Origin of the sequence: Kitasatospora aureofaciens (assembly GCF_019192735.1) — a bacterium.
GTDB lineage: Bacteria > Actinomycetota > Actinomycetes > Streptomycetales > Streptomycetaceae > Kitasatospora > Kitasatospora aureofaciens_A.
Window position 1 is genome coordinate 84534 of the sequence record NZ_JAHTKP010000006.1, and the last position, 12841, is coordinate 97374.

The window sequence follows — 12841 nt, forward strand, 5'->3', positions numbered from 1 at the left end:
GCCAAGGCAAGAGCGGTCACAGCGGTGACAAGCTGCCGACAAGGTGTCGCGAGCGCTCACAACTGCGGGATGACGTCGGCCCCGTAGGCGTCGATGGTGGCCTCGACGGCGTCGTGCATGGCGTAGACGGCGAACTGGTGGACGCCGAGGGAGCGGAGCTGTTCGAGGCGGGCGAGCTGCGCGTCCGGGGGCCCGATGAGGCAGAAGCGGTCGACGATCTCGTCCGGCACGAACGCGGTGTCGGGGTTCCCGGCCCGGCCGTGGTGGCTGTAGTCGTAGCCCTGGCGGCCCTTGATGTAGTCGGTGAGGGCGTCGGGCACGAGGTCCGAGTGCTCGCCGTAGTGGCTGACCAGGTCGGCGACGTGGTTGCCGACCATGCCGCCGAACCAGCGGCACTGTTCGCGGGCGTGGGCGAGCGCGGCGGGCGAGTCGTCGGCGGTCACGTAGGCGGGGGCGGCGACGCAGATGGTGACCGAGTCCGGGTCCCGGCCGGCTTCGACGGCGGCGGCGCGGACCGCCTTGATCATGAACTCGGTGAGGTAAGGGTCAGCCAACTGCAGGATGAAGCCGTCGGCCTGATGCCCGGTCAGAGCGAGCGCCTTCGGGCCGTACGCGCCCATCCAGACAGGCAGCGAGGCGCCGGGGCGGACCCACGGCAGGTGCATCTCGGTGCCGTCCACCTCGACGGTGCGCCCCTCGGCCAACTCCTTGATGGCGTGCATGGCCTGGGAGAGACGGGCGAGGGTGGCGGGGTGCCGGCCGGCGACGCGCATGGCGGAGTCGCCGCGGCCGATGCCGCAGACGGTGCGGTTGCCGTACATGTCGTTGAGGGTGGCGAAGAGGGAGGCGGTGACCTCCCAGGTGCGGGTGGAGGGGTTGGTGACCATCGGGCCGACGGTCAGGCGCTGGGTCTCGGCGAGGATGCGGCTGTAGATGACGAAGGGCTCCTGCCACAGGACGCAGGAGTCGAAGGTCCAGCCGTGGCTGAATCCGGCCTGTTCGGCGCGGATCATCCGGTCGATGAGCAGGCGGGCGGGCGGGTCGGTCTGCAGGACGAGGCCGATGTCCATGGGTGGCTCCGGAGAGGGTGGGGCCGCCGCCCGACAACCGGTCGGACCCGGGCGGCGGCAGGCCAATAGGAAGAGAACGCGTGCTAGACCAGGTACTGGCAGGTGTCGCGCCGCAGGAAGGCGCCGTGCCCGGCCCGGCCGAGCCAGGTGCCGTCGTCCAGGACGACGGTGCCGCGCGAGAGCACCGTCCGTGCGCGGCCGGTGAGTTGGCGCCCCTCGTAGGCCGAGTAGTCGACGTTCATGTGGTGCGTGGCGGCGGAGACGGTCTGCACCGCGGTGGGGTCGTAGACGACGAGGTCGGCGTCGGCACCGGGCGCGATGGTGCCCTTGCGCGGGTGCAGGCCGAACATCCTGGCCGGCGTGGTACAGGCGATCTCGATCCAGCGGCGGCGGGTGATGTGCCCGTCGACGACGGCCTGGTGGAGCAGGTCCATCCGGTTCTCCACGCCGGGCAGGCCGTTGGGGATCTTCGAGAAGTCGCCGCGGCCGAGTTCCTTCTGCCCGACGAAGCAGAACGGGCAGTGGTCGGTGGAGACGACCTGGAGGTCGTTGGCGCGCAGCCCGCGCCACAGCGCCTCCTGGTGCTCGCGCGGCCGAAGCGGCGTGCTGCACACGTACTTGGCGCCCTCGAAGCCGTCGGCGCCGGTCTCGGCGAGGTTGTCGGTGGAGAGGAAGAGGTACTGCGGGCAGGTCTCGCCGAAGACGTTGAGCCCGGCATCGCGGGCCTGGGCGAGTTCGGCGAGGGCGGAGGCGGCGGAGACGTGGACGACGTAGAGCGGGCTGCCCGCTACCTGGGCGAGCTTGATGGCGCGGTGGGTGGCCTCGGCCTCCAGGAGTTCGCGGCGGACCTCGCCGTGGTAGCGGGGGTCGGTGTGCCCGGCGGCGAGGGCCTGTTCGACGAGGACGTCGATGGCGATGCCGTTCTCGGCGTGCATCATGATCAGCCCGCCGTTGGCGGCGCCGCGCTGCATGGCGCGCAGGATGCGGCCGTCGTCGCTGTAGAAGACGCCGGGGTAGGCCATGAACAGCTTGAAGGAGGTGGATTCGCCGGAGTCGACGAGCGCGTCCATCTCCTTGAGGACGCCGTCGGTGACGTCGGAGACGATGGTGTGGAAGGCGTAGTCGATGGCGCAGTTGCCGTCGGCCTTGGCGTGCCAGGCGTCCAGGCCCTCGCGCAGGGAGCCGCCGACGGGCTGGACGGCGAAGTCGACGATGGTGGTGGTGCCGCCCCAGGCGGCGGCGCGGGTGCCGGTCTCGAAGGTGTCGGAGGCCGCGGTGCCGCCGAAGGGCAGTTCCATGTGGGTGTGCGCGTCGACGCCGCCCGGGATGACGTAGTGGCCGGTGGCGTCGATGACGGTGTCGGCGGTCCAGGCCTCGGCGGCGGCGCTGCCGGTGGTGGCGAGGGCGGCGATCCGCTCGCCCTCGATGAGGACGTCGGCGTGGAGTTCGTCGGCGGCGGTGATGACGAGACCGCCGCGGATGACGGTGCGCTCGTTCGGGTCGCGGGTGGTCATCGAGGTGCTCCTCACGCCTCGGCGAGCGGTCCGTAGGCGTCGGGGCGGCGGTCGCGGTAGAAGGCCCACTGCTGGCGGACCTCCTCGATCAGGCCGAGGTCGAGGTCGCGGACGACGAGTTCCTCCTCCTTGTCGGAGGCGACCTCGCCGACGAACTGGCCGCGCGGGTCGACGAAGTAGGAGGTGCCGTAGAAGTCGTTGTCGCCGTACTCCTCGGTACCGACGCGGTTGATGGCGGCGACGAAGTACTCGTTGGCGACGGCGGCGGCGGGCTGTTCGAGCTGCCAGAGGTAGGCGGAGAGGCCGCGGCTGGTGGCGGAGGGGTTGTAGACGATCTGGGCGCCGGCGAGGCCGAGGGCCCGCCAGCCCTCGGGGAAGTGGCGGTCGTAGCAGATGTAGACGCCGACCCGGCCGACGGCGGTGTCGAACACCGGCCAGCCGAGGTTGCCGGGCTTGAAGTAGTACTTCTCCCAGAAGCCCTTGACCTGCGGGATGTGGTGCTTGCGGTACTTGCCGAGATAGCTGCCGTCGGCGTCGATGACGGCGGCGGTGTTGTAGTAGATCCCGGTCTGCTCCTCCTCGTAGACCGGGACGACGATCACGAGGCCGAGTTCGCGGGCGAGGTCCTGCATCCGGCGGACGGTGGGGCCGTCGGGGACGCGCTCGGCCCAGCGGTAGTGCTCGGGCTCCTGGACCTGACAGAAGTAGGGGGCGTTGAAGACCTCCTGGAAGCCGATGATCTTCGCGCCCTGGGCGGCGGCCTCGCGGGCGTACCGCTCGTGGAGGGCGATCATGCTCTCCTGGTCGCCTGTCCAGCGGGTCTGGACGAGCGCGGCACGGACGATCTGCGACATGGGTACCTCCGCAACTCCGTGGCCCGCCCGTGGGGTCGGGCCTGCGGTCTGAGGGTTGACGGGGCGATCTCACCTGCTGGTCTACGTGCGTAGAAAGTGATCTGTAGACCGTAGGCCGGGCCTTGGTCGCCTGACAATACGTTGGACGTAACGCGTCTGGGGCGACCTTGTTACGCGGACACGCAGGTCCTCATGGATGGGATGAAACGGTCATCTACCCCGGGAGTGCGCTCCTTACTCATTCGAGTGAAACCGGGCGTTCGGTGTGCGGGATCCAGCCGGACTGGGTAAAACGCGCGTGGATGCCGCCGCGGACCGTCACCGGGCGGCCGCGCAGCGCGACTTCGCCCGCGGGAAACGGGCTCGCTCAGGGGGTGGTGGACATGACGGCAGCAACGGCTCCTGGAGCGACGGCTCCGGGGGCGCCGCCCGAGCGCGGCCTCGGCCGCCTGCTCGCGTGGGCGCGGCGCACCGATCCTTCCGTCCGGCCGCCCGCCGTGCCCGCGTGGGCGGGTCTGCTGCTCGCTCTCGGCGCGCTGCTTCCCGCGGTCGTCGGCGGCCTGCTGTTCCGCCATCTCGCCCCGGGCGCACCCGGGGTGGCGCTCCAGCTGGCCGGATCGCGGGCCGCCGCTGCGGTCGTGGCCGACGGGCGGGTGGAGGACCAGTTGGCCGCACTGCGGGCCGACGCCTGGCTCACCGGCGGCGCCGCCCTGACGCTGCCGGCCGCCGCCCTGCTCGGCGGGTACGTGCTCGGCCGGGCCCGCCGGCGGCTCACCGCACTTGCCACCGGGGGCGCCGGGCTGCTCGCGGCCTGCTGCGGCTTCGGCGCGGACGCGCTGATCACCCATGGCCTCGACCACCCGGACGGGTCCGACGCGCCGTTCGCCGTCGCCGCCGCACTCGCCACCGTCAAGTGGCTGCTGCTCCTGCCCGCCGGGGCGATCACGGCGGGCGTCCTCACCGTCACCGCCGCCCGGGCCGTCCGCGGGCTCCTGGTACGCCCGGAGGCCCCGGACAGGAGCGGGGCCGAGGACAGAGACAGAGACGGCGGCTCCCCCGACCGCCCCGCGCTGATCCCGCCCTGGCCGGTGGCCACGGCGCACGGCGGGCTCTGGCCGGCCGGCCCGTTCACCGGCGACCCGGCCGAGCCCCACACCCGCTGGCACGACGGCGCCCGGGTGCCTCCGGGCCGCGAACCCGCCGAACTCGGCTTCTGCGCCTCGGGCGGCGGCATCCGCTCGGCCTGCGTCACCCTCGGCGCGCTCCAGTCGTTGCGGCCGTGGCTGAAGCGCGCCCGCTACCTGGTCTCCGTCTCCGGCGGCGGCTACGCGGTCGGCGCGATGCAGCTCGCGCTCAGCGACTCCGCGCCGGGCGGCCCCGTGCACGCCGTCTCGGGTCTGACGGCCGACACCGTGCTGGAGCCCGGCTCCCCGGAGGAGGACCACCTCCGCCGCCACAGCAAGTACATCGCCGACGGCGCGGGCGAGTGGCTCGTCGCCCTCGGGACTCTGCTGCGCGGCCTGATCTCGGCGTTCACACTGCTGCTCGCCGGCGTTCTGGTGCTCGGCCTCGGGCTCGGCTGGTACTACCACCTCGTGCCGCTCACCCGTCTGGACGGCCTGGCGGCGGTCGGTCTGCGCACGGGCGGCGTTGGCACGGCGAGCGCGCTGGAGTTCCGCACGCCCGCCCTCGTCGCCCTGGCCGCGCTGCTGGTCACCGCCGCCGCGTGCTGGCTGCTCTGGCTGCTGGCGTTCCCGCCGCTCGGCTGGGACGCCCTGTTGCCGCGCACGCTCCGCCGGCTGTTCCACGGCGCCCTGGCGCTGGCCGGGCTGCTGGCCGTCGGGGTGCTCGTGGTGCCGGGGCTGGCCTGGGGCGCGGTCCGGTTCCAGCAGGCACTGGCGGCGGGCCCGCAGTTGACGGGCGCCGGGCTCAGCCTCACCGTCGTGCTCAGCTACCTCGCGCTGCTGCTCGGCATACTCTGGCGCGACCGCCGGACGATCCGCCGGGGCGCGACCGCCGTCACCGGGGCACTGCGCGGGGCGGGCCGCCTCGGCGGCGGCCTCACCGCCGACCTCCCGCAATACGTCGTGCTGTGGGCGGCGCTGGCCGCGCTGTCGACGGGGGCGCTGCTCGCGCTGGGCTGGGCCGTCGCCACCGGGTACGCCTGGCCGACGGCCGTCCAGGTGCTGCTGCCGCTGGTACTGGGCGCGGTCGGGCTCAATCTGGACCAGACGTGGATGAGCCTGCACCCGTTCTACCGGCTGCGGCTGGCCTCGGCGTTCGCAGTCCGGCGGGTCGCCGAGGGCGGCGCGGTGGTGGCCCGGCCGTACGACTTCTTCCGGGAGCAGACCTGGCTCAGCCACTACGCCGCCCGGCACCCGGACTTCCCTCAGGTGATCTTCTCGGCGGCGGCGAACCTGTCCGGCGACGCCCGCACTCCGCCAGGGCGCCGGGCGGTCTCCTTCACGCTCTCGCACGACTACGTGGGCGGTCCGGACGTCGGCTACGCGCGCACCGACCTGCTGGAGCGGCGCACCCGGCGGCACATCGCCCGGGATCTCACCGTGCAGTCGGCGATGGCCGTCTCCGGGGCCGCGTTCTCCTCGGCCATGGGCCGTCAATCCAAGGCCTACCAGGGGCTGTTCGCCGTCACCAACGCCAGGCTCGGCACCTGGCTGCCCAACCCTGCCGTGCTGGGACCCAGTTGGTCCGGCGTGCCGGACTGGCGCCGCCCGACACAGCCGGCCGTCCGCCGGTTGCCGTACCAACTGCGCGAGCTGACCGGGCGGTTCCCGATGGACGACCGTTTCCTGCTGACCACCGACGGCGGCCACTACGAGAACCTGGGCCTGGTCGAGCTGCTGCGGCACGGCGTGCGGACGGCGGTCTGCATCGACGCCAGCGGCGACTCCGGGTACGCCGCCAACCTCGCCGCCGCGATCACCCTGGCGCGCGAGGAGTTGGGCATCGTCATCACGCTGCACGAGCCCGAGGTGCTGATCCCCGGCAGCGCCGCCGAGCAGGAGGCCACCGGCCGCAAGGGGCTGGGCGAGCAGCCACCGCTGCGCGGGCTGGCGGAGCAGCTGTCCGCGCGGCTCTCGGCCCGGGCGGTGATCACCGGGGACATCAACTACCCGGTACCGCTCGACGGTTCATCGGGCGGCCCAGGCACAGACACCGACGGGGCCGACGGCCGACACAGCACGCTGGTCGTCGTGCAGGCCGTCCTCACCGCCGCCATGCCGTACGAGCTGCACTCGTACGCGGTGGCCAACGCGGCGTTCCCGAACGACGGCACCAGCGACCAGTGGTTCGACCACCGGCAGTTCGACGCCTACCAGGCGCTCGGCCGCTACCTGGGCGAGCAGGCGGCGCCGGTGATCGAGGCGGCCCTGGCCGGCCGGCACGGGGCCGGCCACGTCGACCACGACTCCCCCGGCTCCACGGCGCCCGGCCGAGGGGTGAGCGTCTGACGGGCGAACGGCCTGGCCCGGCCCAAGGGGCGAGCAGGCCGCAGGTCCGGCTTGACTCCCGCCGCTTCAGTCGGGAAGGATCCGACGCATGGACTCCGGCGCCACTCTGGTCTGCCGCCTGCACGTCGATCTGCGACGCCAGGCAAGTTCCATCTGTGCCTGTTGACCTTGTCTCTCCGCGCCGGTTCCGCCCTGTGACGTCTGCCAGGGCCCGCGCCGCGCACCCGCACCCGCAGTTCTGATCCCGCCCAGCCCGGCGTACCCGTGCGTGCCGTGCCGCTCCGTCGGCCCGTGCCCGCCCCGGCCGCCCGGACCAGGGCGCATCCCCCGACGTTCCCGTCGCACCCGAGGACGCCCACATGAGCCTGGACCTCGCCCCCGACCGCCCGGCCACGGCCGACACCGTCCCCTCCCCTGAGGAAACCCGTGCGCCACTCACGCCGAACGCCCTGCGCACGATCGTCCGAGAGCTGGCCGAACAGCCCGACCAGTGGATCCACCACGTCCGCCTGTCCACCGAAGAGCGCTGGTACCGGCGTCTGGTGGCCGACGACGACCACGAGGTGTGGCTTATCAGCTGGCTGCCCGGCCAGTCGACCGGCTTCCACGACCACGGCGGCTCGCGCGGCGCGTTCACCGTCGCCCTCGGCGAGTTGGAGGAGCTGTCCCTCGGCGGGCCCGACCAGGGCCTGCTGATCCGACAGGTCCCGGCGGGCACCGCCCGCGCCTTCGGCCCCGAGTATGTGCACGACGTGCGCAACACGGCCTCCGGCCCGGCCGTAACCCTGCACGCCTACTCGCCGCCGCTGGGCTCGATGGCGCACTACGACCTGCGGGCCGGCGGGCTCGTTCGCACCTCGGAGGAAGGACCGGAGCAGTGGTGACCACGATCGACGACCTGGTGGATCGGGCACGCGAGGGCGTGTACCGCCCGCGCGCCCGGGAGGCGTACCAGGCCCAGCTGGACGGTGCGCTGCTGGTGGACATCCGTCCGGCGGCGCAGCGGGCGGCGGAGGGGGAGATCCCCGGCTCGCTGATCATCGAGCGCAACGTGCTGGAGTGGCGGCTGGACCCGACGGGCAGTCACCGGATCCCCGAGGCGTCGGGGTACGACGTCGAGGTGATCGTGGTCTGCTCGGAGGGGTACGCGTCGAGTCTGGCCGCGGCCTCGCTGCGCGAGCTGGGGCTGCACCGGGCGACAGACCTGGACGGCGGGTTCGTCGGCTGGGCGGCGGCCGGGCTGGCGACGCGTCAGGGCGGCTGAGCGGCCGAGCGGGTCCGGAACAGCCCGCTGGACGTCCACTCGATGCCCGTTGGACGTCCGCTCGACGCCGGCTCGAAGCCCGCTGGACGCCGCCCGCGCCGCGTGCCGGATGGTAAATCAGGGACAGGAGATAATGCAGGTCATAGGCTGATCGGAGTTTCCGCCGGTCCGAAGCTGGGCAGCCACGCGGGCGGAAGAACGCCCGGGCAGTTGATCAGACAGATGGCATCGCGGTCCACACCGCCACCTTTTGTCGACATACCGCCAACAACCGAAAGACCGACACAGGCGCCGCCACCAGGGGGCGCCCGAACGAGGAAACTCCCCGTGATCAGATTCGACGGCGCCGGCAAGCGCCACCCCGACGGCACGATCGCCGTCGAGGGCCTCGACCTGGACGTGCCGACCGGACGGATAACCGTCCTGGTCGGACCGTCCGGGTGCGGCAAGACCACCCTCCTGCGCATGGTCAACCGGATGGTCGAGCCCACCTCGGGCCGGGTGCTGCTGGACGGCACGGACGTCGCCGAGCTGGAACCCGCCAAGCTCCGCCGCGGCATCGGGTACGTGATCCAGCAGGCCGGACTCTTCCCGCACCGCAAGGTGATCGACAACATCGCCACCGTCCCCTACCTGCTCGGCTGGGACCGCAAGAAGGCCCGCGCCCGGGCCGCCGAACTGCTCGAACTGGTCGGGCTCGCACCCGAGACCGGCAAGCGCTACCCGTTCCAGCTCTCCGGCGGCCAGCAGCAGCGCGTCGGCGTGGCCCGCGCCCTCGCCGCCGACCCGCCCGTGCTGCTGATGGACGAGCCGTTCAGCGCCGTCGACCCGGTGGTGCGCGCCGGGCTCCAGGACGAGCTGCTGCGGCTCCAGTCCGAGCTGCACAAGACGGTGCTGTTCGTCACCCACGACATCGAGGAGGCCGTGCGGCTCGGCGACCAGGTCGTCGTGCTGCGCGGGCAGGGCCGGATCGCCCAGCTGGCCGACCCGCACACCCTGCTCACCGCCCCCGCCGACGACGACGTGGCCGCCTTCCTCGGCCGCGACCGCGGCCTGCGCGGCCTCGGCCTGCGCGCCGCGAGCGCCGTCACCGTCCGCCCGGTGGACGACGGACTGCGGTACGGCGGCTGGGAGTTGGCGCTGGACGACGAGCGCCGCCCGATCGGCTGGATCGACCGTGACGCCGTCGCCGCCGAGTTGCACCCGGCCGCCGGCTACCGGCCCGACACCGACACCCTGCGCACCGCGCTGGACGCCGCCGTCCTCTCCCCCGCCGGGGTCGCCGTCGCCCTGGACGCCGACGGCCGGGCCACCGGCACGGCGAGCCGCGAGGCCGTCCTCACCGCCCTGGCCGCGCCCGGCGGGGCTACCGGCGGGACCGACAGCGAGACAGACGGCGAGACCGACGGAGCTACCGGCGGGGCTACCGGGGACGAGCCGGACAGCACGGACCGAGCCACCGGCCAGACGGGCGGAGCCACCGGTGGACGATGAACCGATCGTCCGCTGGTACTGGATCGGCGACCACCTCGGCTACCTCGGCAACCTGCTCGCCGACCACGCCGTGATCGCCCTGCTGCCGGTGCTCTTCGGCCTACTGCTGGCCGTGCCGCTGGGCCTGGCCTGCGCCCGCTTCCCCCGGCTCTACCAACCGCTCGCCGCCGTCTTCAACATCGTCTACGCGCTGCCCGCGGTGGCCGTCTTCATGCTGCTCATCCCGTACACCGGGCTCGCCACACAGGCCACCGTGATGATCCCGCTCACCTTCTACGCGCTCGCCGTGCTGCTGCCCACCATCGTGGACGGGCTGCGCGCCGTCCCGGACGCCGTCCGGCAGGCCGCCACCGCGATGGGCTACGGGCCGTGGCACCGGCTGACCGCCGTCGAACTGCCCTCCGCCCTGCCATACCTGATCGCCGGACTGCGGGTCGCCGCGGTGTCCAGCATCTCGCTGGCGAGCGTCGGCGCGCTGGTCGGGCGAGGCGGGCTCGGCTACCTGTTCATGGACGGGTTCCAGCGCACCTTCCCGACCCCGATCGTGGCCGGCATCGTGCTGATCGCCGCGCTCGCAGTGGCCGTCGACCTGGCGCTGGTCGGCGCCCGGCGGCTGCTCGCGCCGTGGGCCGTCCGGGAGAAGGGAGCGGGCCGGTGAACTGGCTCTCCTGGCTGAGCGACTTCTTCTCCGACCCGGACCACCGAAGCGGCCCGGACTCGATCGTGCACCGGATCTCCGAGCACCTGGTGTTCTGCGGCGAGGCGCTGCTGTTCGCGGCGCTGATCGCCGTCCCGCTCGGGCTGCTGATCGGCTACACGGGGCGCGGCGTCACCATCGTCACGGGCATCGCCGGCTTCGCCCGCGCCCTGCCCACGCTGGGGCTGGTCACGCTGGCGGTGCTGCTCGGCAGGGTCGACGACACGGCGGTGCTGATCCCGCTGGTGGCGCTCGCCGCGCCGCCGCTGCTGGTCGCGGCCGTCGAGGGGGTGCGCGGCACCGACCCGGACGTCCGGGACGCGGCGCGCGGCATCGGGCTGACGCATCCGCAGGTGCTGTGGCAGGTCTGCCTGCCGTCCGCGGCGCCGACCCTGCTGGCGGGCTTCCGGACGGCCACCGTCCAGGTGATCGCGACCGCCACGGTGGCCGCGTACGTCGGGCTCGGCGGCCTGGGCCGGTACGTCTTCGACGGGCTGGCCACCCGCAAGTACGCGGTGACCGCGGGCGGGGCGGTGCTCGTGGTGCTGCTCGCGATCGGCGCCCAGCTGTTCTTCGCCCTGCTCGCCCGGTACGCGCTCCCGCCCGGGGTGCGCGCCCAGCGCCGGACCCGCTGACGGGGCCTGCGCGCCGGACCTGTGTGTCGGGCCCATCTGCCGGCCCCACCTGAACCTCCCTTCTCCACCATCCCGGAAGGACATCTGTCACCATGTCGACAATGCACAGAACCAGGCGCGCCGCCGTCCTCGGCACCCTCGCCGCCCTCGCCCTCGGCGCCACCGCCTGCGGCTCCTCCGGTGGGGACCCGCTCAGCGGCGGCGGCTCCTCCTCGGCGGCGGGCTCCACAACTGCCGCCCCGTCCGGCAGCAGCGCGGGCGCGGGCGACGGGTCGACCGTCGTCGTCGGCTCCGCGAACTTCCCGGAGAACGTGCTGCTCGGCTCGATCTACTCGCAGGCGCTCAAGGCCAAGGGCGTCAAGGTCGAGGAGAAGTTCAACATCGGCAGCCGCGAGGTGCTGTACGGGCAGTTGCAGAGCGGCAACCTCACCGTCCTGCCCGAGTACAACGGCTCGCTGCTCGCGTACCTGGACGCCAAGTCCTCCGCCGTCACCACGGAGGACGTGAACGCGGCGCTGACGAAGGCGCTGCCGTCCTCGCTCGGAATCCTGGACTCCTCGTCCGCCGAGGACAAGGACTCGCTCAGCGTCACCCAGGAGACCGCCGACAAGTACGGCCTCAAGAGCATCGCCGGCCTGGCTGCCAAGGCGGGCGAGTTCACCATCGGCGGGCCGCCGGAGTTCAAGTCCCGGCGCGAGCAGCAGCTCAAGGACGTCTACGGGCTGACCTTCAAGGAGTGGAAGCCCACCTCCGACACCACGGCGAACGCGCTCAAGGACGGCACCGTCCAGATCGGCAACGTGTTCACCACCGACCCGAAGATCGTCCAGTTCAAGCTCGTCCCGCTCGCCGACCCGAAGAACGTGTTCGGCGCGCAGAACGTCACCCCGCTGGTCAACAAGGCCGGCGTGAACGCCACCGCAACCGCCGCGCTCAACGCGGTGTCGGCCAAGCTCGACACCGCGGGGCTGACGGCGCTGATGAAGCGCGTCGCGGTCGACAAGGAGGACCCGCCGGCGGTGGCCAAGGACTGGCTGAAGTCCAACGGCCTCGGCTGACGTACGGCGCGGGCGCGTACGGCGTAGGCGCGTACGGTCGGCGGCCTTGGGGCAGGAACGGACGGCGGCCCGGGAGGAAGTCCTCCCGGGCCGCCGTCCGGTTTCCCGGAGGAATCTTCCGGGCTTCGGGGGATCTTCCCTTCGGCGCCGCGAACATGACAGTGTGGCGCAATGCGTACTCGTCTCCTCGCCGCCACCCTCACGGCTTTCGCCGCGGTGAGCCTCGCTGCCTGCTCCAGCTCCGGACCAGGCTCCGGCACGTCCACCGCCGCGGCCGGTTCCCCCACCTCGGCCGCCGCCGGCACGCCTTCCGCGTCCGGGTCCGGTACGGTCGCCTCCCCGACGGCGTCCGCGCCCGCCTCCACGCCCGCCCCCGCCGACGGCTCACCCGGCGTGCCCGGCTCACCCGGCTCACCCGGTGCGACCGCGCCTGCCAAGCCTGCGCCACCCACCGACGCCGGAATGCCCGGCAAGCCGGGCGCCGACCTCACCGGCAAACTGGTCGCCGCGCTGGACGCGATCGACCCGGCGATCGTCGGCGGCAAGCCCGACCAGGCCATGGACCGCGCACGCACCCAGTGCCAGTCGATGTACCAGTTCCCCAAGGACAAGGCGAAGCTGGTCGACCTGGCCAACCAGCGCTTCACCTCCCCCGACCACCCGCAGGGCTTCGGCCCCGACAAGGCCGCGAAGATCAACGACGCCCTGCACGCCACCCTCTGCCCGCCGCCGGCCTGACCCTGCGCGGCGCCTCGAACGGCCCGGTGTCCTGAGCGCCGGGC

The 12841-nt window shown here is 72.9% G+C and carries 12 protein-coding genes; 9 read left to right on the top strand and 3 right to left on the bottom strand.

All coding sequences use genetic code 11. The features are described from left to right. Positions 1–56: 56 nt before the first annotated feature. The 3 genes from KV557_RS08890 to KV557_RS08900 form a co-directional block, all read right to left on the bottom strand. The gene (locus KV557_RS08890; protein ID WP_218199227.1) at positions 57–1070 is read right to left on the bottom strand and encodes a TIGR03842 family LLM class F420-dependent oxidoreductase; all 1014 of its coding nucleotides are present in this window, start codon (positions 1068–1070) and stop codon (positions 57–59) included. Between the two features lie 83 nt (positions 1071–1153). Beyond that, positions 1154–2584, bottom strand: coding sequence for a dihydropyrimidinase (gene hydA, locus KV557_RS08895; RefSeq protein ID WP_218199228.1), 1431 nt, complete (start codon positions 2582–2584; stop codon positions 1154–1156). An 11-nt stretch (positions 2585–2595) separates the two neighbouring features. Then, a complete protein-coding gene (locus tag KV557_RS08900) occupies positions 2596–3438 on the bottom strand; it encodes a nitrilase-related carbon-nitrogen hydrolase (RefSeq protein ID WP_218199229.1) in 843 nt (280 codons plus the stop codon). A 383-nt stretch (positions 3439–3821) separates the two neighbouring features. On the opposite strand from KV557_RS08900, the gene KV557_RS08905 reads away from it, so the two are divergent. The 9 genes from KV557_RS08905 (at position 3822) to KV557_RS08940 (ending at position 12797) form a co-directional block, all read left to right on the top strand. Continuing rightward, entirely contained in the window at positions 3822–6911 is a 3090-nt protein-coding gene (locus KV557_RS08905) for a hypothetical protein (protein ID WP_218199230.1), read from the top strand. 88 nt (positions 6912–6999) lie between these two features. Further along, positions 7000–7077, top strand: coding sequence for a putative leader peptide (locus tag KV557_RS44825; protein WP_107086570.1), 78 nt, complete (start codon positions 7000–7002; stop codon positions 7075–7077). A 193-nt stretch (positions 7078–7270) separates the two neighbouring features. Then, a complete protein-coding gene (locus KV557_RS08910; RefSeq protein WP_218199231.1) occupies positions 7271–7795 on the top strand; it encodes a cysteine dioxygenase in 525 nt (174 codons plus the stop codon). Further along, positions 7789–8175: a rhodanese-like domain-containing protein gene (locus KV557_RS08915; RefSeq protein ID WP_218199232.1), complete on the top strand. Its 387-nt coding sequence runs from the start codon at positions 7789–7791 to the stop codon at positions 8173–8175. Before KV557_RS08910 ends, KV557_RS08915 begins: the two co-directional genes overlap by 7 nt. 327 nt (positions 8176–8502) lie before the next feature. After that, on the top strand, positions 8503–9669 hold the full coding sequence (locus KV557_RS08920; RefSeq protein WP_218199233.1) for an ABC transporter ATP-binding protein: 1167 nt from the start codon (positions 8503–8505) through the stop codon (positions 9667–9669). Next, the gene (locus tag KV557_RS08925) at positions 9659–10327 is read left to right on the top strand and encodes an ABC transporter permease (protein ID WP_218199234.1); all 669 of its coding nucleotides are present in this window, start codon (positions 9659–9661) and stop codon (positions 10325–10327) included. The genes KV557_RS08920 and KV557_RS08925 overlap by 11 nt, the downstream gene beginning before the upstream one ends. Continuing rightward, positions 10324–11001, top strand: coding sequence for an ABC transporter permease (locus tag KV557_RS08930; RefSeq protein ID WP_218199235.1), 678 nt, complete (start codon positions 10324–10326; stop codon positions 10999–11001). Before KV557_RS08925 ends, KV557_RS08930 begins: the two co-directional genes overlap by 4 nt. Before the next feature lie 101 nt (positions 11002–11102). Beyond that, positions 11103–12059, top strand: coding sequence for an ABC transporter substrate-binding protein (locus KV557_RS08935; protein WP_218199236.1), 957 nt, complete (start codon positions 11103–11105; stop codon positions 12057–12059). A gap of 171 nt (positions 12060–12230) precedes the next feature. After that, positions 12231–12797 (top strand): hypothetical protein, encoded by a 567-nt coding sequence (locus KV557_RS08940; RefSeq protein ID WP_218199237.1) that lies wholly within the window; start codon positions 12231–12233, stop codon positions 12795–12797. Positions 12798–12841 lie beyond the last annotated feature (44 nt).

Excerpts from the sequence above, each read along its gene's own strand:
- KV557_RS08905 (WP_218199230.1), top strand. The coding sequence starts at position 3,822 with ATGACGGCAGCAACGGCTCCTGGAGCGACGGCTCCGGGGGCGCCGCCC.
- KV557_RS08910 (WP_218199231.1), top strand. The coding sequence starts at position 7,271 with ATGAGCCTGGACCTCGCCCCCGACCGCCCGGCCACGGCCGACACCGTC.
- KV557_RS08890 (WP_218199227.1), bottom strand. The coding sequence starts at position 1,070 with ATGGACATCGGCCTCGTCCTGCAGACCGACCCGCCCGCCCGCCTGCTC.
- KV557_RS44825 (WP_107086570.1), top strand. The coding sequence starts at position 7,000 with ATGGACTCCGGCGCCACTCTGGTCTGCCGCCTGCACGTCGATCTGCGA.
- KV557_RS08940 (WP_218199237.1), top strand. The coding sequence starts at position 12,231 with ATGCGTACTCGTCTCCTCGCCGCCACCCTCACGGCTTTCGCCGCGGTG.
- KV557_RS08900 (WP_218199229.1), bottom strand. The coding sequence starts at position 3,438 with ATGTCGCAGATCGTCCGTGCCGCGCTCGTCCAGACCCGCTGGACAGGC.
- hydA (WP_218199228.1), bottom strand. The coding sequence starts at position 2,584 with ATGACCACCCGCGACCCGAACGAGCGCACCGTCATCCGCGGCGGTCTC.
- KV557_RS08935 (WP_218199236.1), top strand. The coding sequence starts at position 11,103 with ATGCACAGAACCAGGCGCGCCGCCGTCCTCGGCACCCTCGCCGCCCTC.